Genomic DNA, 23,168 nt, shown 5'->3' with positions numbered 1-23,168 from the left:
TTAAGGCATCATCTCAATCCAATATTTTAACCCAAGCAAATGAAAGCACACACAAAAGAAACCCAAGCTAACTTAACGCCAAGAAAGGCGCTTGACATACTAAAAGAAGGAAATTTACGCTTTGTCAAAAACCTCAAAGTGCAACGTGATTTGTTGGAACAAGTCAACGACACGCGCGAAGGACAATGGCCATTTGCCACCATTTTGAGTTGTATTGATAGCCGTACATCATCCGAATTGATTTTTGACCAAGGCTTAGGTGATATTTTCTCCATTCGTATCGCTGGCAACATCGTCAATACTGATATTTTGGGAAGCATGGAATTTGCTTGCAAACTAGCTGGTTCTAAGCTCATTGTCGTGCTTGGACACACCAAATGCGGCGCCGTAAAAGGGGCTTGCGACCACGTAGAAATGGGAAACTTAACTGAACTTTTGGCAAAGCTTCAACCCTCGGTTTACCAAGAAAAAGAGACAAAATCAAACCGCACGTCTAAGAATAAAGAATTTGTTGAAAATGTAGCTCAAATCAACGTAAAACGCAACGTAAAAAACATCATTGAGCGGAGCTTCATTTTAGAACAAATGGTAGAAAACGGAGAAATTGGCGTGGTAGGTGCTATGTACAATATTGAAACGGGCGAAGTAGAGTTTTATGACGATGTGATGTACATCCGTGATACCGAAAATCCCAATTTTACGGTAGCAAACCTGCGTGATTTGACCTTGGCTTAGTGAAAAATACCCCGTTGGGTGAAAGGTGTAAAAGCGTTTCGCTATTTTTGTACAACTCATAAAATCGAACCGTAATGACCTTTAAGTACCTCAACAAAGATTTTTCAGCAGGCTTTTCGGTATTTTTAGTGGCGCTCCCGCTGTGTTTAGGCATTGCCTTGGCATCGGGAGCGCCGCTTTTTTCTGGCTTAGTTTCGGGCGTAATCGGTGGGTTGGTAGTAGCCTTGCTTTCAGGGTCTGAAATCGCCATTAGTGGCCCCGCCGCTGGACTGGTTGTCATTGTGTTTGATGCCATCCACGGGTTAGGAGACTACTCCCATTTTCTGACGGCGGTCGTCTTGGCAGGTCTCCTCCAATGGTTGCTAGGCTGGCTCAAAGCGGGGCGTCTGAGCGGTTTTGTGCCGTCGAGTGTCATCAGCGGAATGCTCGTTGCCATCGGAATTGTCATCGTTCTTAAACAAATCCCCCATGCCCTCGGTTGGGATGCCGACTACGAAGGTGAATTTGAGTTTTTCCAAAACGACCAGCGAAATACCTTTAGTGAAATTGTTGAAGCGGTATTACATCCCACTTGGGGCGCGGGCATTATCAGTGTCGTGTGTTTGCTTCTGATACTTTGGTGGGATAAAAAAGCCGAGCAAGGTATCAAATTCTTCAAAACCATTCCGACGGCCTTGGTCGTAGTCGTGGTCGGTGTTGTTATTAATCAAGTATTTAGATGGTTTGCTCCTACCCTCTACCTTGGTGAGTCCAACGATCACATGGTGCGAATGCCGAGTTTTCGTACCTTGTCTGACCTCAAATCGGCACTTCATTTTCCATCTCTCGACGCGTTGACCAAGCCTGCGGTGTACTTAACCGCTTTTACTTTGGCGATGATTGCGAGCGTCGAGTCGTTATTTGGACTAGAAGCCGCCGACAGGCTGGACAAACAACGGCGTATTTCCTCCCCCAATCAAGAACTCAAAGCCCAAGGAGTTGGCAATGTTCTGTCAGGATTGCTTGGTGGCCTGCCGATGACCGTAGTAGTGGTTCGAACTTCATTGAACGTATATAGCGATAGCCAAACGCGCCTTTCTGCGTTTATTCAAGGTATTTTGTTGCTGTTAGCGATGGTGATTTTCCCCGAAATCCTCAACCATATTCCCCTCGCTAGTCTGGCAGCACTGCTCATACTGGTCGGTTATAAACTGGCGAGAATTGACATCTTTCGCAAAATGTACCTCGAAGGACAAGACCAATTTGTCCCGTTTATGGTGACTATACTGGGGATTATTTTGACCGATTTGTTGGTAGGTATCGCCTTGGGATGGATTGTCGGAATCGCGTATGTAATCTATACCAACAATCAGTCGGCCATGAGCGTGGTGCGCGACAAAGAAACCGTTTTGATTTGGTTTAGAAAAGACATTTCGTTTCTCAATAAAGCTAGGTTAAAAGAAGAATTGGCCGCATTACAAGCAGGAGACATGGTATTTATTGACGGAGCAAGGGCACATTTTATTGACCATGACATTTATACTACCCTCAAAGAATTCAAAAAAGATGCGCCACTGCGCGGCATTCAGGTGGACTTTAAAGGAATTACACGTCGGAAAATAACAAAACGAAAACTCGATGCAAGCATACAAAAAACTCTTATTAGCAAATAAAGCGTGGGCGGCAGAAAAGCTCATGCTCGACGAACACTATTTTGAGGAGCTGGCCGCTGATCAAAAGCCTGAGTTTTTGTGGATTGGCTGTGCCGACAGCCGCGTGCCCGCCAACGAAGTGACAGGCACTGCCCCTGGCGAATTGTTTGTTCACCGAAACGTGGCCAATTTGGTACTTCATACCGACATCAACATGCTCAGTGTGTTGCAGTATGCCGTGGAAGTACTCAAGGTAAAACATATTTTGGTGGTGGGTCACTACGGCTGTGGTGGCGTAAAAGCTTCAATGACAAACAAAGACTACGGACTGATTAACAAGTGGTTGCGTAACATCAAAGAAGTGTATGAAAAGCACGAAACTGAGCTCAATGGGATTGCAGAAGAACAAAAACGCTTTGACCGATTGGTAGAACTGAATGTAATTGAGCAGGTCAATAATTTAGCCAAAACGACTATTGTGCAGCGCTCTTGGCACCAAAGAAACTATCCGCAACTCCACGGATGGGTATTTGACCTGCATACGGGGCTTATTAACCCCACGGTAGAGATTTTGCCTGGGGCCGAAATCTCACCCATTTATCGCTACGATTTTGAAAGCGATAAAAAACAAGACGAAATTTCGACCGAATACGAGCATTAGGCATGGAAAGTCGGCATTGTGCTCTTTCTAAAACTCAATCACAAAACCCAGCGCAGGGGTAAAATTGGCGTCTTCGTTGGCTAGAATGAGCGGAATACCATTACTGCCATCGCTTCGTAACGCTTGCCCATCCGTAGTTCTAAATCCAGAATTATCAGCTAACCGCTCAAAGGTATATTGTGGCAAAGCTGGATTGGCTGTTAATAGGGCGTTTTGTAAGTCAAAAAACAAGTCGATGGAGGTTTTCTTGTAATTCCATTTTTTGTCAATGCGGAAATCCACGCGACTAAATGACTTCAACCGCAGGCTATTGAGTCGAGCATAATCTTCGGTACCTACACCCGTGGTGAGGTAGTTGCGCTGCGAAGCGGCCAAGTCGTAAGGTGTGTAAGGTGCGCCCCCTTGGTAGAGCCATTTAAGACCCAACTCCCAGCCCTTTTTAAATTTATACCCCAATTGCGTTGAAATTAGGTTGCGTGTATCCCACGCAGAAGCCACGTACTTCCCGTCTTTGCCCGAAAACTCAGAACGGAAGAGCGTGTAGCTAAAGACTCCAAAGAAGTTTTTGGTCAGCTTTTGTTGGAAGAAAAACTCAAGCCCGCGACTCCGTCCTTTACCCGTACTTAGTACAGCTTCGTTGCCAATAGCGCCGAAGTTCCCGCCTTGGTTGGCCAACGAAATACCATCACGTACCGAAACGGGGTAGTTGTCGTATTGCTTCACAAATCCTTCGAGCGTAATGCGAGTGGTAGGCGTTGGGATAAATTCTAAGCCCGCTACCAAATGGTCGGAACGGATGTATTTACTTGATTTATTGACAAAATTGCCGTCTTGCTTATACCCCAAAACCGTATAAATCGGCGTTTTGAAATAACGCCCTACCGACGCATTTAAACGCCATTTGTCGCTCAACTGATAACTTGCCGAAAGGCGCGGACTAATGGTTTCGAGCGGGTTGTTGCCGTCCGAGGTAAACGAATTCATGTCGGTACGCAAACCAGCCGAAAGATTCAAGCGGTCGTCTAATAGCTTGCGGTTTACTTGGGCAAACGCCCCGAACTTGAAGAAATCAACGGCCGTGTTGAACACAATGTTCACGGCAGGTTGAACCACCTGCCCTTGGGTATTTTTGACTTCACGGCGCAGTACGTTGAAGAAGTCGTTGTTATACTTAACATACTGAAGCATTGCCCCGTAGCTATATTCCCACTTACCCACAAACTTATTCACATCCAAGCGCAGTTTGTTCTCAATTTCGTTGGAGATACTCTTAAGTGCCCGATAATTCTCGTCGCCTTGGCGGTTATCCTCAAAGCGGTCGAGACGGTTGTTGAACATATTACGGCTCAAGGAAACGTTAAGGTAGCCGTTTTCCAGAAGGCGTTTAAGCGAAAACCCTGTGGTATAATTCCACTGATTAATGGTCGGGTTAGAACGAAGCACATACTCTTTTTCGGGGGAAGATTCTTTGGGAACTGCAAACGAAAATTCGTCGATAGCTCCCACTCCAATGGCTGTTAATGTCGTTTTTTTGTTGAGTTTGTGCGTGACTTTGTATTGAAAATCCCAGTAGTTGGGACGAATAGGGAGGTCAATGGCTTTGAACAAAAACTGCAAATACGAGCGACGCACCGATGCCAAAAAGGTAGTTTTGGGCGAAAGTGGCCCTTCAAATGTGCCTGCTACCTCAGTGGAGCTGACGCGAAAGTTACCTTGGAGGCGTTCGGGATTTCCTTCGCGCTGGCGGAATTGTAACACCGACGAAAGGGCATTGTCGTAACGCGCATTGAAGCTACTCGAACTCAAGGTGGCGTCTTCAATAAACGATACGTTCAAAATCCCCGTGGGGCCTCCAGAGCTGCCTTGCGTAGCAAAGTGATTGATGACGGGGATTTCGATGCCATCCAGATAAAAAACGTTCTCGTTGGGGCCACCACCACGGATGATGAGGTCGTTACGAAAACCTCCTACCGATCCTGCCGTCCCTCCAACGCCTGGAAGTACCTGAATCACGCGCGAAATATCAAAGTTCCCGCCTGGGTTGTTTTTTATTTCTTCGGTAGTCAGTTTTTGAATGGAGTTGGGGGTTTCGACCGAGGCGACCGAAATAGAACGGTTATAGACGACTTTGGCTTCAGTCAATTGTACCGCTTCTTCTTCAAGGTCAAACGTAATTTGTTGGGCATTTCCCGACGTAAGTACGACGTTGAATTTACTGGCGGTTTTGTAGCCTACAAAAGATGCTTTGAGATTGTAGCTTCCTACGGGTAAGGTAAGTTTAAATTTCCCATCCACGTCGGTGGTGGTGCCTTGGGTGGTGCCTTCAATCTGTACCGTAACCCCAATGAGCGTTTCTTGGGTACGTTTGTCGCGCACAGACCCCAAAATGGTTCCTGTGTTTTGGGCGAACGCATTGGTGAGACTAACGATGAGTAGTAGAGCGAATAGGTGTGTTTTCATGCGAATTTTAAAATGAGCAGTAATAAACATTTATGATTGGATTTGTGTTAATTACTACGATAACATTCCAAATGAATTATTGTTTGTACGAAAACAAAATATTTTTCATTTTTTAGAATGTTTTCACTACTAAAAAATGAACTACGCACTATTACAAGAGCTAATTGGGCACTTAGCCAACTACGAAGCGCAGCGTTCGCCGCTTCAACGGAAGGACATGGAGGGGTTTGTGGCGTACCTCAATCAACAAGTTTTCGCCAAATCGTCTGACCCCGAGTTGAAATTTGAAAATGGAGAAACGGTAGAGGTACTGCTATCGCAGTTGGTGGCGTTTTTGTATCGCTATGCCAAAGGGTATATCAAAAAAGCGCTGGACTCTGCTCACCTGATTACGATTGATGATTTTTCGTATTTGGCGGGCATTTGGCAGACGGGCGGCTGCACCAAAACGGAGATTATCGACATGAACATCCACGAAAAAACGACGGGGATGGAAGTCATCAAGCGGTTATTGAACAATGGCCTTATCGAACAAACGGACGATCCAAAAGACCGCCGAAGTAAACGTTTATTGATTACAGGAAAAGGAATGGGGGTACTTTTCGGAACGTTTGAAGAAATGCGAAAAGCGAGCTTGATTATTGCAGGAACGCTCAATGAAGCGGAAAAAATGCAGTTATTACACTTACTTCAAAAACTGCACTTTTTTCATAAACCGTTGTTTCTCAATGAACGAGACACTGGTTTAGATGGGTTATTGACAATAGTAGAAGCGGCAAAATAAAAGACTTTCCAAGTTTATAAGCCTGTTTAAGCCTAAAACTTGGAAAGTCTTTTTTGCATTGGTACTTACTACACGTATTTTTCGCGAATTTGGAATAATAACCACCCTCCAAGCAGAAACGAAAAGGCAAGACTAATAAGGTTGCTAAACAAACTTCCAATTCCCGCTAGGTTGACAATGCCACTAACTAGGCTCAATAAGAAAATATAGTACATATAATCCCAGCCTTTCTTTTGGCGTTTCATCAGCGGCGAAATGGCCAGCCCTTCTATAAGTACCATAACAGCCAAAATAGCCATTGAAACCCAGTAGAGTCCCATATTACCAAAAGCCGCTAGGCCGATGGCGGTGGCACCAGCGCCAATGCCTAGGACGGCGAGTAATCCTAATGCCCCAAAAATGACTCCAATGATGCAGAGGAAGGGAGAGATTTTAACCAGAATTTCTTTGACGTTGTCAGGCAGTTGTGGGAATTTTGCAAAAACGCCTGCGATTTCGTTTTCGAGGGGAAGTGATTGTGCCATGTGATTGAAAAGGATGAGGTGATAGATTTTAGGTATAGGGAAAAAATTTATCGAACCTAATCCTTTTCAATCAAAGTATCAAGGAGTTACAGCTATTTTTATTAGCTTTCGGTATATTCTCCTTCAAGTTTTGAAATAACTGCTGTTGCCACCGCATTTCCAGCGACGGAAGTTGCCGAACGCCCCATGTCTAAGAAGGGGTCAATACCAAGTAACAGTGCCAACCCTTCGACGGGTAGGTTAAATTGTGCCAACGTTCCAGCAATCACCACCAACGAGGCACGTGGTACACCCGCAATTCCTTTGGAAGTAATCATCAGGGTAAGGAGCATGGCTATTTGTTGCTGAATGGTGAGCGGAATACCGTAAGCTTGGGCAATAAAACCCGTTGCAAAGGTCATGTACATCATCGAGCCATCAAGGTTAAAAGAATAACCCAGCGGCAAGACAAACCCAATGATACGCTGACTACAACCAAATTTTTCCAAAGCAGTGATTTGTTGCGGCAAAGAAGCCTCTGAACTGGCCGTGCTGAAAGTCAAAATCATCGAATCTTTGACGTGTGCCAACAATTTGAGATACGGGATTTTCATGACAAGACAAATAGCCCACAATACCCCGAAAATAAAGAAGAGTAAACCTCCGAAGAAGCATACCATTAGGTAGGCATACGAAATCAAAATGCCGAGTCCTTTCATTGCCACTACGCCCGTCATTGCCCCTAAAACGGCAAAAGGAGCCAATTCCATCACGTACCCAACAATTTTGAATACTACCTCAGAAAGGCTTTCAATGGCTTTGATGAGCTTTTTGCCGTGCTCTCCTACAGCGCCCAAAGCAATCCCAAAAAATAGTGAAAACACCACAATTTGGAGGATTTCGTTTTCGGAAAGGGCTTTAAAGAAACTATCAGGGAAAATATGCAAAATAAAATCTTCGACGGTTTTCATCGACTTACCCGTCACACCCGTGTCGGTACCCGCAGCAGGACGAGGCCACTGTTGTACTTCGCCAGGACGAGTTACATTCACGACCAATAGACCTACGAGTAGGGATAAGATAGTCGCAAAATAGAAATATAACAGGGTTTTGATACCGATACGACCTACGACTTTGAAATCGCCGAGTTTGGCAACTCCCACCGCAAGTGTACAAAATACCAACGGCCCCACAATCATTTTGATCAGTTTGAGGAAGACTTTACTAAGAATCTGGAATTTCTTGGATATTTCGGCTGCCTGCTCGGCGTCCATCGTGCTGTGCAAAATTTGCCCGATAACTACCCCGAGAACGAAGCCAATGACAATTTTGGTAGTAATGTTTAGTTTCATGAAGTGTTGGTTTTTGATGTATAAGTTAGGTTTGCGGATATGATGATTTAGAGATTTTCAAAGGAAATAAAACACTTAGAGTGCCTACTACGGATGTAGTATTTTGGAAATAGGAAACATAATGATTTCAGGTTTAGGGCAAAAGAAGCCTGTTTGTGGCACAAATTAGGAAAAAAACGAGACAGAAGGGCATAAAAAGCTAAAAAATAGCTATTTTCGTTGTAATTTTCCTCTTCCGCTATTAGCGGCATACAATGAGCGATTTTCTTAGCATGTCACCTTATGTGCTTGTAAAATGCAATGTACTAACCGATTGGGTCGCAATTTTCCGAATATCAAGGACAAACTTTTCATTAACATCTAAATCCTAAGTATTTCCTTTAGACCAGTAGTGGCTATTTAACCGAAATAGTTTATTTTACTTGTCATTGTTGATGATTATTGAGTATATTTCGGTATTTTTTTTGATAACATTAGAGAAAAAAAATAGTATGCCTAAAAGCAAAAAATATCCATTAAACATTATTTCTGATACATCTAATAACCCTTTGATTTCTCTTGGGTCGGGTAGTGGGAAGGTATTTGTAGAAAAATATTTTCCGCAAGCTGAAAATGAAATACGAATTGCGAGCTCCTATTTTAATTTAAAGGGTTATGAAATTGGAAATAGCGTTATAAAGTCTTCAAATGTAAGGTATAAAATATTAGTCGGTGGGCATGGTAAGAGGAGTAATAGAATAGATGCAAAAGAAGTTCAAAAGGCTATCCTAAGTAGTATTAAAGAAGAATTAAACGAATGTCATCATCTTTGGGCGAAATCTATCCAGAGCTTAGTTAATAGACTTAACGAAGATTCTTTCATTATTAAAGAGGCAGGTGAGACAAATGATTCTCCACTATTTCATGTCAAATTTTATATTATTGATTGTAAATTCCTTTTCCATGGTTCAGCAAATTTTTCGGGTTCTGGTTTGCAAAATAATGCAGAGCAAATGGGTATAATATCTGAAAACAATATTATTACTCAATTTATTGAATGGTTTGATACAGTACAGAAAGGAGCAAAAGATCTAAAAAAAGAATTGTTAGATCTTTTAGAAGCATGGCTTAAACTTTCGAAACCATTTGACATTTATCTAAAAACAATGCATTTTCTATTAGACTGGGATGATTCTAAAACAAATACAAAATATCAACCTAATTATTATCAAAAAATTGTTATTCAAAATGCATATAAACAGATTAAAGAATATGGGGGTTCTCTAATTATAGCAGCTACAGGTCTTGGTAAAACAATTATGGCGGCAGAAATTGCTCATAGACTTCATGAAGAAAAAAAGAGCAAAGTAACGATTATATTAGCCCCGCCCAATGTTTATAATGAATGGGAAGAGCAATTTGATGAAAGAAATATTCACCATTACTTTTTCAGTATATCTATTTTATTCAAAGGCGACAAAGACACTGAAAAAGACCACCATAAAATAAGTAAATTAAAAGAACTTCTGAGTAGGGCTAATGAATTTACAACAATTATTATTGATGAAGTACACCTATATAAAAATCAAAAAGTTAAAGAGCTAACGGATGAAAAAACTAGTAGTGTTTATGAAAGATTACTGCCCGCCATTAAAAAGAAAGCAAAAGTTATGCTCCTTACAGCTACACCTTATTCGTCAAATATTTTTAATGTAGATAGTATTTTAAATTTACTCCCTCATAATGCTCCAAAAAGAACTAACATTCTTTTTGAAGAAAATAGTAGCTGGAGTGTCAAAAAAGTCGAATTATTGGCTGATTTACCTATTGTTACAATTATTGGTTTGCCTCGAATAATGCAATTATCAAGACAAAGAGGTGACCTAGAAAACGGGCGTATATTTGTTAAATTTGGCGAAGAAAAAAGATATTTTCCTAAGCAAATAATAATTATACCAAGTCACTATAAACTTTTTTTGCAAGATGAGATAGAATGTGTTTTTAATAAAGGCTTATTTGATTCTAAAATAAAGAATCGAAAAAATTTAATCATAAATGATCAAGTCCAGTCTATTCAATTAGATATTTTACAAAATGTCGCTCTATCTTCATGGTTAAGCTCTCCGCCAGCATTAGAGGAAGCGATAAAGCAAAATATTTGTACAGATGATACAATAGCAATGCAACAACACTTATTCGACAAAGAATCAAAATCTATTCCCGATACAACAGGAATAGATTCTGAAGGATATTCTACTAAATTAAAACACTCTAAAGCAAAAAGGCATGAAAATTTATATCCTCTTTTAGGACGTATAGAAAATATAATCCCTAACGATGATAAATTTCTAAAATTAAAAGATATTATCAAAGATAGATATGAATTAGGTAGTAGTAAGATACTTATTTTTGTAAATCGATATAAAACAGGTATTTATCTTTACAAATTACTTAACGAATTATACAAGGGTAAAGTAACATCAACCATTGAACAAAAAGACAAAAATTTAAGACCAAAGCTTAAACAAAAATATAATAGAATTGAATCAATTCGTCGATTTTCTCCAAAATCGACGAATTATAATTTCAGAAGCAGTAAAGAGGCCGAATTTGATATTTTAATTTGTACAGATGCTGATGGAGTAGGGTTAAATTTACAAGATTGCGATACTATAGTCAACTATGACTTACCTGAAACAGCAGATAATTTGTTTCAAAGGTTAGGTAGGATTTTAAGAATGACTACTAATTCAGAAAGAATAACCTATTTTTATTCTTTAATGCCTAATGTCATTATTGATACTATTCCAAATACCCATAGTCCCATAATAAAAAAAATTAAAGATTCTTTTGAAAAATTAAAAGATAGGCATAATGATTCACAAAGTATATTAGGGACAGCAATAATGTCAAATAGCAATTCTGAAAAGGTAATTGATTTGACTGACGATAAGATTTTTTTAGAACTTTCAAAAGATGGGGGGTATGTAGAACTTGATAAAGAGTCAGATGCAGAATCTCAAATATCTCACCATGATACTTATGAAAAGTATAAAAATAGAGTCAATCCAAGTACTGATTTTATTCATTCCTGTATGCTTTATAATGATAGAGTCGAAAGACTTGTCATATTATTAACTTCTGAAAACAAATATATTGCTTTTTCATATAATATTGCCGAGAATCAAATTGATAAGAGCAAGAGCAATTATGCTTTACTGAATAGGATTAAATGTAAGGTTGAAACACCGACGTATTTTAGGCAAGCTGCTGAAATTGAGCAGTTAACAAAGACTGCAATCGAGTTATGGTGTTCGGAAAAGAAAGCCAGTATAAATAATATTCGGAAAATATGTGCTATTTTACTTGTTCCAAAAGAGAATAAAAACTCTGACTCTAAAAAGACAATTAATAAATTTTTGGACCCCTCCAATTTACGTTTGTAATAGGGATGCATTGACTTTTCTTTATAGGATTAATCAGCTTTTTTGCACGGCTGATTTACCGAAGCCGTGCAAAAAAGCTGGTTTCAAATAAAAAATTCACTAATTTAGAGTGACTTTTTTGAAAAAGTAATTTCCAAGAGAAACCTAATAGCAAGCCCACAAGCAAGCGATTTTTATCATTCAGACGATTATCACCAAGCTATGTTTGAGGCCACGCCCAACCTCCACGAAACCCAACAAGATTTTTCTAATTTCAACCACGAACCACCTCATTCTGATTTTGACAGCCATGATATGGGCACTGGCTTTTAAAGGAAATAGGGAAGGAACTACGATTTTTGAAGTTTGAGGCGCTCTTTTTGCACAAACGTAACTTTTACCCCTGCCAATTCAGCTATTTTAGCATTGTCAAAGTCGGTTTTTGTAAGTAGGTTTTGAACAAAATCAAGGTTTTTTTTCTCAATCCCTTTCAATTCCCCCAGCTTTCTTTCACGGGTCAATACAAACTCTTCAATACCCATTGTTGGTTGTTGTTTATTTGTGAGCGTATCTAATTCCTTGTCAAATTTAGTGATTAAGTCCTTTTTTTCAAAACGCACATACAGTTTTAGAAAATTCATTAAGGCTCGAATCTTATCTTTATCAAATTGCTTACTTAATAGCCGTTTGACCAAATTTATTTTTTGGTCAAATAGCTCATTGTCAGAAACTTTCCCTTTGAGAAGTGCCGTTTTTACGGTCAAAATAACGATAGCAAAAGGACTCTCACTTAGCATTAGCTCGTTTTCATCTTGCTCTATTATTTTAAACGTAGTGTAATCATATAAAAGCTTTGTACCGAGGTAGTTTTGTTCGAAACGTGTGGGATGAAACTGTTTATTTCGGTCGGTAAGAATAGCAAAAGCAGTTATAGGCCGCTGATACTTGTCAAATATACGATAGAAATACGTGAACATTCTTTTGCTAAAGCCCTTGTCAGTTGCCCCTTGTACTTCTATATGAACGAGTATCCACTGCTCATTACCTTCATTGGTGAAGACTTTTACGAGTTTATCTACATATTTTGGGTTAAATTCATCTTGATTAGAAGGGAAAAGCTGCTCTAATTCTTTATCTAAAAAGACAAATCCACGCTCTATATCGAAAATTTTCTCTGCATTGGGCACAAAAAATCGGAGAAAGTCATCAAATACATCCTCTAAAATTGCTTTCCATAAAGCGTCGTCACGTTTCATACTTTAGTTATTTAAAAATAAAGGCTGGTTAAATTTAATAAAAACTTACTTTTTTTCGAGCAAACTTAGCATCAACTCCAATAGCCTCTTCGCTAATTTTCAAGTAACACTAGAAACGCAACAAAGTAAAAAATCGCTTTGATTGCCTTGATACTACGACCGTTAACCAATGCCACTCATGAAAAAAAGAGACTTCATCAAACTCGTCGGGCTCGGCGTTACTGGGAGTACATTGCCCCAAGAAGCCACCGCTGCCGAACCTCCACCACTCCAGTTTCCTCCCACCCAAACCTTCAATATGTGCGGGTATGGAGCCCCAAAAATCAATACCGTACGAATTGGGTACATTGGCTTGGGAAACCGTGGCATGGGCGCGCTCGACCGAATTGTGTATATTGATAACGTCGAAATCAAAGCGCTGTCGGATATTCGGCCTGAGCGCACCGATTTGGCTAAGAAAAAACTGGCAGGCACCAAGCACACGCCCGAAGTATATGCAGGCAAAGCCGACGATTGGAAAAAACTCTGCGAACGCCCCGACCTTGACCTAATTTATATATGCACCCCGTGGAATCTTCACGCACCCATGGCGCTGTATGCCATGGAACAAGGGAAACACGTAGCGGTAGAAATCCCCGCCGCAACGACAGTGGATGAATGCTGGAAGCTGGTCGAAACCTCCGAACGAACGCGGAAGCATTGTATGATGCTCGAAAACTGTTGCTACGATTTCTTTGAATTGCTCACGCTCAACATGGCGCGTCAAGGCTTTTTTGGGGAAGTGGTGCACGTCGAAGGCGCGTACATTCACGATATTTTTGACTCCTTTTTTGACAAAGGGAAACGCTACGATATGTGGCGGCTCAAGGAAAATACGCGCAACGGAAACCTATACCCTACCCACGGTTTGGGGCCAATTTGCCAAGTGCTGGACATCAATCGCGGCGATAAAATGGATTACTTGGTGTCGATGTCGAGCAATGATTTTATGCTCGAAGCCAAGGTGAAAGAACTGGCTAAAACCGACGCGACGTTCCAGCCGTTGGTCAATAAAACGTTTCGTGGGAACATGAATACGACCACCATTCGGACTAACAAAGGTAAAACGATTATGTTGCAGCACGATGTGAGTTCACCGCGACCTTACTCGCGCATCCATTTGGTCAGTGGTACCAAAGCGACGGCACTCAAGTACCCGTTGCCAGGCAAAATTTCGACGGGTCACGACTGGATTTCTGAACAAGAAATGAAGACGTTGGAGGAAAAATACCAACCCGCACTTGTCAAAAAAATCGGAGAATTAGCCAAGCAAGTAGGCGGGCACGGCGGCATGGACTTTTTGATGGACTGGCGCTTGATTGACTGCCTACGCAACGGCCTTCCGTTAGACCAAGACGTCTATGACGCAGCTTCGTGGAGTGTGGTTGGGCCGTTGAGTGAAAAGTCGGTTGCCAATCGTTCTAATTCTATTGATATTCCTGATTTTACGGCAGGTGCGTGGAAAAACAACCGCCCCGTTGATATTTCCCTTGCCCAAGGAGGCAATACAACCGTTAAACCCAAATAAAAACTTTCCAAGTTTGATTTCTCCGAAGGTAAAAACTTGGAAAGTCTGTTCAATCCAATACAAAACACAATGATTATTCACATTTCCGAAAACCCCCAAGAACTTGGCCAAGTAGCAGGTGCTGCCGCTGCTGAATATATCCGTAAAGCCCTCGCCGAACGGGACGAAGCAAACGTAATTTTAGCGACGGGTACCAGTCAGTTTGAAACCCTGACGCAATTGCTCAACGAACCCGATATTGACTGGAGCAAAGTGACCATGTTTCACTTAGACGAATACATTGCTTTGTCAGAATCACATCCCGCTAGTTTTCGTAAGTATTTGAAAGAAAGAGTATTGACGAAAGTAACAATGAAAGTAAGCCATCTTATCAACGGCGAAACGCAACCCGAAAAAGAGTGTGAACGATTGGGACAACTTATTTTACAACACCCGATTGACGTCGCTTTGGTAGGGATTGGAGAAAATGGACACTTGGCGTTCAACGACCCTCCTGCTGATTTTGATACCGAAAGCCCCTACATCGTTGTGAATCTCGACGAAGCTTGCCGACGTCAGCAATTGGGGGAAGGCTGGTTTGCTACGTTAGATGACGTACCCAAACAGGCGATTAGCATGTCGATTCGTCAAATTATGAAATCGGCGGCCCTGATTTGTTCGGTACCCGATGAGCGTAAAGCCGAAGCCGTAAAAAACTGCTTGAAAGGCGACGTAAGCCCACTTTTCCCCGCTAGTATTTTACAAAACCACCCCAATTGTGGTATGTATTTGGACAAAGCATCAAGTAAGTTCTTATCTTAAAAATAACCGCCAAACACCCATGCCAAACCGTCGTAAGTTTCTTAAAAAGAGCAGTGTAGCAAGCATTGGGATGGCGGGACTGGACGTGCTCAATCCGTTTGTAAACGATATTTTTTCCCCATTAACCCTCATGAATTCCAACGAAAATACGGAGAACCTCATCGGACTGTACGGGCCTTGGGCGGTATCGCTCATTGAGAGCAAACTTCCGTCTCTTTCATTTCGACGAAAAGAGTGGAATGACCTTGACCAATGGCGTAAAACGGCCAAACAGCGTTTACTCGAACGCATGGGCGTTCCTGACATTGGCGGAATGCCCAAAGTGACGGTTAAAAAGCAGTATGAATACGATGGGCTTCACATCGAGGAATTGACTTGGCAACTGCCGTATGGCCGACCCACGGAAGGTATTTTGCTAAAACCTGCCAAGGCAACGACTCCACTTCCTGCTATTTTGGCCTTTCACGACCACGGTGGAAACAAGTATTTTGGTACGCGAAAGATTACCAAAACTTCTGATGAACAGCATCCGTTGATGAAAGAACACCAGCAGGAATACTACGAAGGAATGGCTTGGGCCAATGAAATCGCCAAGCGCGGCTACGTGGTGTTGGTATCGGATGCGTTTCCATTTGCCAGCCGACGCGTATGGATGCAAGACGTCCCCGCGCATCTTCGTCGGGGGTTGAATGACAACGACCCCGAAAATTCGGAGAATATCCGCAAGTACAACGAGTGGGCAGGCGAACACGAGCACGTGATGTCTAAGTCGCTTTTAAGTGCGGGCACTACTTGGGCGGGGGTATTTTATGCCGAAGACAAAAAAGCGTTGGATATTCTCTGTGCGCGTAAAGACGTCGACGCCAAGCGTGTGGGCTGTGCGGGCTTATCGGGCGGTGGAATGCGCACGGTATTTATGGGGGGCTTAGACGAACGCATCCAATGCGCTGTCTGTGTCGGGTTTATGACTACGTGGAAAGACTTGGTACTTCATAAGTCGTTTACCCACACGTGGATGACCTACGTGCCTATGTTACCCAATGAGCTAGATTTTCCAGAAATATTGAGCTTACGAGCACCGCTGCCCACGATGGTGCTCAACGACATTGACGACGATTTGTACACCCTTTCGGAAATGAAACGTGCCGATTCGATAGTAAAAGATGTGTACACAAAAGCGGGGAACGCCGAGCGTTACAAATGCTCATTTTATCCTGGGCCACATAAGTTTGACAAAAAAATGCAGGAAGAAGCGTTTGCTTGGTTTGATAAATGGTTAAAGTAAGGGTCAGACAACAGTCAGACCCTCACCGCTTGAGGCCGTTTGAACACCGCCTGAGAGGTTATGAAAAAGCCGTCAGACGATAGTCCGACGGCTCATGATTTTTTAAGTCTGACTATCGTCTGACTTACGAATAAACAACGGTATTTATCACCATTTCTTTTGCAGTTTTGGCAATGCCCTCAGGGTCAAAACCGCATTCACGATGAAGCTCTATTTGTTCGCCGTGCTCCACAATTCGGTCAGGAATACCCAAACGCTTGAGTTTAGCCGTGTAGCCGTGGTCGGCCATAAACTCCAATACGGCACTTCCCATTCCACCTTGTAAGCAACCATCTTCAACGGTAATCACTTTGTCGAATTTCTGGAACACCTCGTGCAACAGCTCTTCATCCAGCGGTTTCACAAAGCGCAAGTCGTAGTGAGCAGCACTGATGCCCGCGTTTTCGAGGAGTTGGCAACTTTTAACGGCGTAATTTCCGATGTGACCAATGGTCAGAATCGCCACATCTTCCCCGTCTTTTACTTTTCTTCCTTTGCCAATCTCCAACTTTTCAAACGGGGTGCGCCACTGCGGCATCATGCCTTCGCCACGAGGGTAACGAATCGTAAAAGCTTGTTTGCCGTTTTGAGTTTCGTCGAGCTGTGCGGTGTACATCATGTTGCGAAGCTCTTGCTCATTCATTGGCGAGGCCACAATCATGTTAGGAATACAACGCATGTAAGCAATATCGTACGCACCGTGGTGCGTAGGGCCATCGGCTCCCGCAAAACCTGCACGGTCGAGGCAAAACACTACTGGAAGCTCTTGGATACACACGTCATGCACCACTTGGTCGTAGGCACGCTGCATAAACGTACTGTAAATGTTGCAGAAAACTACCGACCCTTGCGTAGCCATTCCCGCCGAGAACGTAACAGCATGCTGTTCGGCAATGCCTACGTCGAAGGCACGTTCAGGCATGGCTTTCATCAACAGATTCATCGACGAACCCGAAGGCATGGCAGGTGTTACACCTACTACTTTGGGATTTTGTTCGGCCAATTCTACCAATGTATGACCAAATACCTCTTGGTATCTGGGTGGTTGAGGCGTATCGGGGATCTTCTTGAAAATTTCGCCCGTTATTTTATCAAACTTTCCAGGAGCATGCCATTTGGTTTGGTCTTTTTCAGCTGGCGCAAAACCTTTTCCTTTGACCGTGACGCAGTGCAACAGTTTGGGGCCTGGAATGTCTTTAAGATCGTTGAGAACATGAACAAGATGGTCAACATCGTGCCCGTCGATGGGGCCAAAATAGCGCAGATTAAGCGATTCAAATAGGTTACTTTGGCGCAACAACGTTGCCTTGAGTCCATCTTCTACCCTTGATACAACCTCGCGGGCACTTTTCCCAAATTGACTCATTTTTCCCAACAAATTCCACACTTCTTCTTTAACACGGTTGTAGGTGTGAGAAGTAGTGATGTCGGTCAAATATTCTTTCAATGCCCCTACGTTGGGGTCGATACTCATGCAATTGTCGTTGAGGATAATCAGCATATTGGTATTTGCCAATGACCCTGCGTGGTTCATTGCTTCAAACGCCATACCGCCCGTCATGGCACCGTCGCCGATTACCGCAATCGAATGCTGGTTTTTGAGCCCTTTTAGTTGAGCCCCCACCGCCATACCCAATGCCCCAGAGATAGACGTAGAAGAGTGTCCAACGCCAAAGGCATCGTACGGACTTTCTTTACGTTTAGGAAATCCAGAAATCCCACCGTAGAGTCGATTTGTATGAAATACATCCCGACGCCCCGTCAAGATTTTGTGACCATAGGCTTGGTGACCTACGTCCCATATAAGCTGGTCGGTAGGTGTGTTAAACACATAGTGTAGCGCAACAGTCAGTTCTACTACACCCAGACTCGCGCCAAAATGTCCTCCATACACCGAAACTAAATCAATGATGTACTGCCGAAGTTCTTGAGAAACTTGGGGGAGGTCTGCTGAGTCAAATTTCCGCAAGTCATCGGGCGTGTTGATTTGCGAAAGTAATTTACCGGGAGTTATGAGCATCGTTTAACGGCTTGAAACTAAACGTAGAAATATAACTTGCTTGCTGATAAAAGTGTTTTGCAAAGTTATGAAAAATGCCAATCGCTACCCACACTTTGTGCGGTGCATTGGTGGTAAAGCAACATTGATAATGGCTTATTGTTGGCTTGCTTTGTAGAGTTTTTGCTTCTCTTCTCGGGTGAGGCTTTCGTAACCAGATTTTGAAATTTTATCCAAAATCGCGTCAATTTCGTCCTGATTAGGGATTATTACCGAAGTATTCTCACTTTTTTGACTAAAATGACGAGCAGTAGTGGAGGTGGTGGCACGCGCTCGCTGAGGCACTTGGATACGTGGTTTTGAGGTAAAAATTTTCTGAAAAAATTCTCCCATACTGTAGATAGGTTTTCCCCAATCGTACCCATTTTGGAGAGATTTAATAAACCCAAACCCAACCATCGCTCCCGCTAAGTGGGCCAAATTCCCGCCTGCATTGGGGCCTACCAACTGTGCCATCGTGATGATAATACACAGGGCTGCAATGTATTTGAGACGAACGGGACCAATGAGAAACACAAAAAAGGTGTGTTCGGGTAGTAACGTGGCTGCTCCTAAAATCACGGCGAATACCGCGCCCGAAGCCCCAATTAAACTGGTGTTGGCAAGTTCAGGTTGGAAATAGGGCACTAGGTTGTACATGGTCAAAAACAGTACACCGCCTGCCAAACCGCCCAGTAAAAAAATCGCAATCAAACGTCGGCTACCGAGGTATTCTTCCAATACTTGCCCAAACCAGTAGAGCGATAGCATGTTAAAGAAAACATGAAAAGGCCCTTGATGAACAAAAAAATTGGTCAAAAGTGTCCAAGGCTTGTATAAAAAAGCGCCGAAGCTCGCGGGTAAACTAAGCTGATCCATTACCCACTGGTAATAATGGGGGTATTGAGCAATCGTGAAAACGATGTACAAAATGATAATCGCCACAAAGACGATGACATTGGTCAAAATAAGCTTGATGACCGCGTTGTTCGTCTTTGAAAATTCGCCTCTAACATCATCAAAAATGCTGCTCATCGCTCTCTTTTGTTCAAATAGGTGTTACAAAATAACCCGTTTATTGCCAAACAAGTTTTGGTTTGTGACTGAAAATTAGAGAAAAAGATACAAAAAGCCAAATTAATACATGCGTCTAATTTTCCAGATTTTCAATAGTATATACGCAAAAATCATGCCTCCGAGGTGGGCAAAGTGAGCAACGCCCGAATCTTGGATGTTAATTCCTGCATAAAGTTCGTACAAGGCGTAAAAAGTAACGAAATATTTGGCTTTAATAGGAATAGGGAAAAACAATAACATCATTTCCATGTTTGGGAAAATGAGTCCAAAAGCGGCAATGATACCAAAGATAGCACCCGATGCTCCTAGCATTGGGATATTGCTTCGGTTGTCAATGGTACTTTTTACAAAAGCAATACTGTCGTTGATATACGAAATATTCTTAGGCTGGTCTTCAAAACTATTGAGAAAATCAAGGGCTGAGTGCTTCACATTGGGTGCAAAACGAGTCAAAAAATCCAAGAATGCTTCGGGGGAAGGATATTGGCTGTACAAATCCACCGCTTGTTTTAACTCATACATCTCATAAAAATTAATCGCTGAATAAAGAAAACCTGCGCCGATACCCGTAATAAAGTAAAACATCACAAAGCGTTTGGGGCCAAGAACGTGTTGTTCGAGCAAAGGGCCAAAGAAAAACAACCCAAGCATGTTACTAAACAAGTGCCCCACGTTTCCGTGCAAAAACATGTACGTGACAAATTGGTGCGGCTTAAAACTAGGCCCAGTGACGGGGTAAAGCGCAAACAAATTCTCAATGAGGGGATTAAGACTTTGTAAAAAATAAATGAGTACGTTTAGAATAAGTAAATTTCTAACGGTAGGGGTGATGTTAAACATGGCTTTCTGGGCTTATTTTAATAAATTAGCTACTTTATCTAACGCCAAAATGGAGAAAATCGGTTCGCCAGTTGGGGTATAATTAGGATTAGATGAGACAAAAAGTTGGTTGATAAGTCGTTCCATTTCATCGGAAGAAAGGCGAACCAAATGCCGCGATGCAAAGCGTTTGGCCAAACTTCGAGCGGTTGTTTCGGCTCGGTTAAGTTGAAGGTCGGCATAGCTTTGGCGGAGTTGTTCGGTCAGTTCTTCAAAAATCTTTTGTGCATCTTCGGCAGGAAAATCAGTTGGCATACTTCTCACCACAAGCGTATCGGGGCCTAAGGAATCAAAATCGAACCCAAGTGCCAAAATTTCGTCACGCATTTCGAGGACAAGTGGCACGTCGGCCAACGGTAACCGAACCGTAATCGGAAACAAAAGTTGTTGCGAAACGGCGGTTTGCGATTCTAGTTGTTTCAAATAGCGGTCGTAAAGTACCCGCTCGTAAGCCGCGCGCTGGTCGATAAGCATCATGCCCGATTTGACCGATGACACAATGTAGCGATTCTGAATTTGAACGGCCAAACGACGATTTTGGAGTTCTTCGTCTTCTTTGATTTGGACGTCGTTGGCGCGGCTGCCCAGCGTTGGGCTTGGCGCAGACGGAGTCGTTGGGATAAATTCGTCTTCTTCTCCCAAATCGAGCGTAGCCTGAACAGGCGTGGGGTCTGATTTCTGAAACCCCTCAAACAATTTATCCCAATTGGCTAGGTTTGACTCTTCCCTCGGAGTTTTGCTCGGAGGTGAGTAAGAAGAAGCGAAAGAACTACCACTGTTATCACTACCTAAGCTTGGATTACTCTCTTGGGAAGAGGGCATAGACAGCGGCTTGGTGGGAGTAGAACGCGATGGCAACGGACTCAAGAAATTGACGTTTGAGTCAAAATCAATTGAATGAGAAAGGTGGTTGACGCTGATTGCTTTTCGGACGGCGGCCATCAACAAGGCATAGACCGAGCGCTCATCGTCAAATTTTATTTCGGTTTTGGTTGGGTGAATGTTGATGTCAATGTGCGACGGGTCGAGGTCGAGGTGAAGTACATAAAAAGGGTGACTCCCCTCGTTGATGGTACCCTCATAAGCCGATAACACCGCGTGGTGCAAATAATTATGTTTGACGTAGCGGTCATTGACAAAAAAGAACTGCTCGCCCCGAGTTTTGCGGGCAAACTCAGGTTTTCCAATGTATCCTTTTACGGTCACAAAAGGGGTTTCCTCCTGGCAATTAATGATATTCTCGCGGTAGTTTTTCCCAAACATATCCACGATACGGCGGCTAATTTTACCCGAATATAAGTTATAAATCTCGGTATCGTTGTGGTAGAGCGACAAGCTTACTTCGGGGTGAGCAAGGGAAACGCGCTGAAACTCGTCCAAGATATGACGCATTTCTACCGAATTGGTTTTGAGAAAGTTGCGACGAGCAGGTACGTTGAAAAATAGGTTTTTTACCAAAATATTCGTTCCTGGCAAACACGCCACCGATTCCTGAGACTTTAAATCAGACCCCTCAATACGAAGCAGTACGCCTACTTCGTCGGCAGCACGGCGTGTACGCATTTCAACTTGAGCCACTGCTGCAATAGACGCCAACGCTTCTCCGCGAAACCCCATCGTCCGAATACGGAACAGGTCGTCGGCAGTGCGAATTTTGGAGGTTGCATGTCGTTCAAAACTCATGCGGGCGTCGGTTTCAGACATGCCAACACCGTCGTCGATGATTTGAATGAGCGTGCGGCCCGCATCACGAATGATCACTTGTATATTTTTAGCCTGTGCATCGATGGCATTTTCCAACAATTCTTTTACCACAGAAGCAGGCCGTTGAACTACCTCTCCCGCAGCAATTTGGTTGGCGATGGCATCAGGAAGCAGGCGAATTATATCTTGCATATCGAGCGTTGACTTTCAAGAACAGATAACAAAATAACACAGGAAAAACGTTTACCAGATGCTGTTTTGTTGAAAAAAAATATATCCTAAAAACAAATCAAAAAAAAACTGGTTTTTATCATTAAAAAAACAAATATTTGAACTTTGCATAGATAGCAACCTGTGAACTGACCGTACTTTAACAAAAAAATACCCCGTAAAAAAAGTTTGGCACGCTGTTTGTGAGAGGGCTTAAATAGACGCCTAATGACCTCTACGTTAAACAGTTGTTAAACATTAATAACCCTTCGAAATGAAAAAGCCTAACCTACACTTAGTTTTTCAATGGCTTATTTTTCTGCCAGTTATCTTGCCTTTGTGCATTGTGTTTGGAGCTATCCAAGGAGTAGTCAACACAGTTGAACAGATGGCCCATCAAATGTGGACTGATGTATCGACCACTGATAAAGTTGAAACGTCCGATTTATGACTTTTTTTGAGAAAATAAGCTTCCAATTCTTTGGAACATCTTCTTCTCGAATTGTAAAAAAAATAGATACTGACCGAATACCCAACCGTATATCAATAAGATAATTTGGTATAAAGGCAGAATAACAAAAATATTGAAGCACCAGACCGCCCATGTTGCTTCAATCCCTAGCCATTTGACCATCCAACGCTTGGTGTACATGACCGTAAAGCCAGTACATGCAAATACAAGCAGGATGATCAACACTTGCCATCCACTTTTTACGTTCCACCGTTTCTTTAGTTTTTCTATCCAATTCATTGAACGCCCACGTATTGGGTGATGGAGGGTT

Annotated in this window: 17 protein-coding genes; 8 read left to right on the top strand and 9 right to left on the bottom strand. The window is 42.6% G+C overall.

All coding sequences use genetic code 11. The features are described from left to right. Window positions 1–39 precede the first annotated feature (39 nt). The 3 genes from K339_RS0115180 (at window position 40) to K339_RS0115170 (ending at window position 3,027) form a co-directional block, all read left to right on the top strand. Window positions 40–735 (top strand): carbonic anhydrase family protein, encoded by a 696-nt coding sequence (locus K339_RS0115180; RefSeq protein ID WP_028524356.1) that lies wholly within the window; start codon window positions 40–42, stop codon window positions 733–735. Window positions 736–809: 74 nt separating this feature from the next. Beyond that, window positions 810–2,387 carry a SulP family inorganic anion transporter gene (locus K339_RS0115175; protein WP_028524355.1) on the top strand — a complete coding sequence of 526 codons (1,578 nt, stop codon included), beginning with the start codon at window positions 810–812 and terminating at the stop codon, window positions 2,385–2,387. Beyond that, window positions 2,353–3,027, top strand: a complete 675-nt coding sequence (locus K339_RS0115170; RefSeq protein WP_028524354.1) for a carbonic anhydrase — start codon at window positions 2,353–2,355, stop codon at window positions 3,025–3,027. The genes K339_RS0115175 and K339_RS0115170 overlap by 35 nt, the downstream gene beginning before the upstream one ends. Before the next feature lie 27 nt (window positions 3,028–3,054). On the opposite strand, the gene K339_RS0115165 is transcribed toward K339_RS0115170, so the two are convergent. Continuing rightward, window positions 3,055–5,487: a TonB-dependent receptor gene (locus K339_RS0115165; protein WP_037300406.1), complete on the bottom strand. Its 2,433-nt coding sequence runs from the start codon at window positions 5,485–5,487 to the stop codon at window positions 3,055–3,057. Between the two features lie 136 nt (window positions 5,488–5,623). Between K339_RS0115165 and K339_RS0115160 the strand changes: the two genes are divergently transcribed. Continuing rightward, window positions 5,624–6,271 carry a MarR family winged helix-turn-helix transcriptional regulator gene (locus tag K339_RS0115160; protein ID WP_028524352.1) on the top strand — a complete coding sequence of 216 codons (648 nt, stop codon included), beginning with the start codon at window positions 5,624–5,626 and terminating at the stop codon, window positions 6,269–6,271. A gap of 68 nt (window positions 6,272–6,339) precedes the next feature. Here the strand turns inward: K339_RS0115160 and K339_RS0115155 are convergent, their stop codons facing one another. Beyond that, window positions 6,340–6,795, bottom strand: coding sequence for a hypothetical protein (locus K339_RS0115155; protein WP_028524351.1), 456 nt, complete (start codon window positions 6,793–6,795; stop codon window positions 6,340–6,342). A 101-nt stretch (window positions 6,796–6,896) separates the two neighbouring features. Then, a complete protein-coding gene (locus tag K339_RS0115150) occupies window positions 6,897–8,126 on the bottom strand; it encodes a dicarboxylate/amino acid:cation symporter (protein WP_028524350.1) in 1,230 nt (409 codons plus the stop codon). Between the two features lie 434 nt (window positions 8,127–8,560). Between K339_RS0115150 and K339_RS0115145 the strand changes: the two genes are divergently transcribed. Then, window positions 8,561–11,551, top strand: coding sequence for a DEAD/DEAH box helicase family protein (locus K339_RS0115145; protein ID WP_028524349.1), 2,991 nt, complete (start codon window positions 8,561–8,563; stop codon window positions 11,549–11,551). A gap of 329 nt (window positions 11,552–11,880) precedes the next feature. Here the strand turns inward: K339_RS0115145 and K339_RS0115135 are convergent, their stop codons facing one another. After that, complete coding sequence (locus K339_RS0115135) at window positions 11,881–12,786, bottom strand: RpnC/YadD family protein (protein ID WP_028524348.1); 906 nt, start codon at window positions 12,784–12,786, stop codon at window positions 11,881–11,883. A gap of 178 nt (window positions 12,787–12,964) precedes the next feature. Here K339_RS0115135 and K339_RS0115130 point away from each other — a divergent pair, with 178 nt between their 5' ends. From K339_RS0115130 to K339_RS0115120, 3 genes are all read left to right on the top strand, one after another. After that, entirely contained in the window at window positions 12,965–14,353 is a 1,389-nt protein-coding gene (locus K339_RS0115130) for a Gfo/Idh/MocA family protein (protein ID WP_028524347.1), read from the top strand. A 69-nt stretch (window positions 14,354–14,422) separates the two neighbouring features. Beyond that, complete coding sequence (locus tag K339_RS0115125) at window positions 14,423–15,154, top strand: glucosamine-6-phosphate deaminase (protein WP_028524346.1); 732 nt, start codon at window positions 14,423–14,425, stop codon at window positions 15,152–15,154. A gap of 19 nt (window positions 15,155–15,173) precedes the next feature. After that, the gene (locus K339_RS0115120) at window positions 15,174–16,439 is read left to right on the top strand and encodes a dienelactone hydrolase family protein (RefSeq protein ID WP_028524345.1); all 1,266 of its coding nucleotides are present in this window, start codon (window positions 15,174–15,176) and stop codon (window positions 16,437–16,439) included. Between the two features lie 124 nt (window positions 16,440–16,563). On the opposite strand, the gene dxs is transcribed toward K339_RS0115120, so the two are convergent. The 5 genes from dxs to K339_RS37725 form a co-directional block, all read right to left on the bottom strand. After that, entirely contained in the window at window positions 16,564–18,498 is a 1,935-nt protein-coding gene (dxs, locus tag K339_RS0115115) for a 1-deoxy-D-xylulose-5-phosphate synthase (RefSeq protein WP_028524344.1), read from the bottom strand. Window positions 18,499–18,633: 135 nt separating this feature from the next. After that, window positions 18,634–19,551 (bottom strand): rhomboid family intramembrane serine protease, encoded by a 918-nt coding sequence (locus tag K339_RS0115110; protein WP_028524343.1) that lies wholly within the window; start codon window positions 19,549–19,551, stop codon window positions 18,634–18,636. Between the two features lie 102 nt (window positions 19,552–19,653). Continuing rightward, window positions 19,654–20,433 (bottom strand): rhomboid family intramembrane serine protease, encoded by a 780-nt coding sequence (locus tag K339_RS0115105; RefSeq protein ID WP_028524342.1) that lies wholly within the window; start codon window positions 20,431–20,433, stop codon window positions 19,654–19,656. Window positions 20,434–20,445: 12 nt separating this feature from the next. After that, window positions 20,446–22,368: a DNA mismatch repair endonuclease MutL gene (mutL, locus tag K339_RS0115100; protein ID WP_028524341.1), complete on the bottom strand. Its 1,923-nt coding sequence runs from the start codon at window positions 22,366–22,368 to the stop codon at window positions 20,446–20,448. A gap of 463 nt (window positions 22,369–22,831) precedes the next feature. Next, on the bottom strand, window positions 22,832–23,137 hold the full coding sequence (locus tag K339_RS37725; RefSeq protein WP_037300400.1) for a DUF6787 family protein: 306 nt from the start codon (window positions 23,135–23,137) through the stop codon (window positions 22,832–22,834). Window positions 23,138–23,168 lie beyond the last annotated feature (31 nt).

The sequence above is a fragment of the Runella limosa DSM 17973 genome (genome assembly GCF_000482465.1).
Classification (GTDB): Bacteria; Bacteroidota; Bacteroidia; order Cytophagales; family Spirosomataceae; genus Runella; species Runella limosa.
Note: the sequence above shows the minus strand (reverse complement) of the source record. Positions and strands in the feature narration are given on the sequence as shown.

What these genes read in the sequence shown, in the direction of transcription:
- K339_RS0115180 (WP_028524356.1), top strand. Translation starts at nt 40, where the DNA reads ATGAAAGCACACACAAAAGAAACCCAAGCTAACTTAACGCCAAGAAAG.
- K339_RS0115175 (WP_028524355.1), top strand. Translation starts at nt 810, where the DNA reads ATGACCTTTAAGTACCTCAACAAAGATTTTTCAGCAGGCTTTTCGGTA.
- K339_RS0115170 (WP_028524354.1), top strand. Translation starts at nt 2,353, where the DNA reads ATGCAAGCATACAAAAAACTCTTATTAGCAAATAAAGCGTGGGCGGCA.
- K339_RS0115165 (WP_037300406.1), bottom strand. Translation starts at nt 5,487, where the DNA reads ATGAAAACACACCTATTCGCTCTACTACTCATCGTTAGTCTCACCAAT.
- K339_RS0115160 (WP_028524352.1), top strand. Translation starts at nt 5,624, where the DNA reads ATGAACTACGCACTATTACAAGAGCTAATTGGGCACTTAGCCAACTAC.
- K339_RS0115155 (WP_028524351.1), bottom strand. Translation starts at nt 6,795, where the DNA reads ATGGCACAATCACTTCCCCTCGAAAACGAAATCGCAGGCGTTTTTGCA.
- K339_RS0115150 (WP_028524350.1), bottom strand. Translation starts at nt 8,126, where the DNA reads ATGAAACTAAACATTACTACCAAAATTGTCATTGGCTTCGTTCTCGGG.
- K339_RS0115145 (WP_028524349.1), top strand. Translation starts at nt 8,561, where the DNA reads ATGATTATTGAGTATATTTCGGTATTTTTTTTGATAACATTAGAGAAA.
- K339_RS0115135 (WP_028524348.1), bottom strand. Translation starts at nt 12,786, where the DNA reads ATGAAACGTGACGACGCTTTATGGAAAGCAATTTTAGAGGATGTATTT.
- K339_RS0115130 (WP_028524347.1), top strand. Translation starts at nt 12,965, where the DNA reads ATGAAAAAAAGAGACTTCATCAAACTCGTCGGGCTCGGCGTTACTGGG.
- K339_RS0115125 (WP_028524346.1), top strand. Translation starts at nt 14,423, where the DNA reads ATGATTATTCACATTTCCGAAAACCCCCAAGAACTTGGCCAAGTAGCA.
- K339_RS0115120 (WP_028524345.1), top strand. Translation starts at nt 15,174, where the DNA reads ATGCCAAACCGTCGTAAGTTTCTTAAAAAGAGCAGTGTAGCAAGCATT.
- dxs (WP_028524344.1), bottom strand. Translation starts at nt 18,498, where the DNA reads ATGCTCATAACTCCCGGTAAATTACTTTCGCAAATCAACACGCCCGAT.
- K339_RS0115110 (WP_028524343.1), bottom strand. Translation starts at nt 19,551, where the DNA reads ATGAGCAGCATTTTTGATGATGTTAGAGGCGAATTTTCAAAGACGAAC.
- K339_RS0115105 (WP_028524342.1), bottom strand. Translation starts at nt 20,433, where the DNA reads ATGTTTAACATCACCCCTACCGTTAGAAATTTACTTATTCTAAACGTA.
- mutL (WP_028524341.1), bottom strand. Translation starts at nt 22,368, where the DNA reads ATGCAAGATATAATTCGCCTGCTTCCTGATGCCATCGCCAACCAAATT.
- K339_RS37725 (WP_037300400.1), bottom strand. Translation starts at nt 23,137, where the DNA reads ATGAATTGGATAGAAAAACTAAAGAAACGGTGGAACGTAAAAAGTGGA.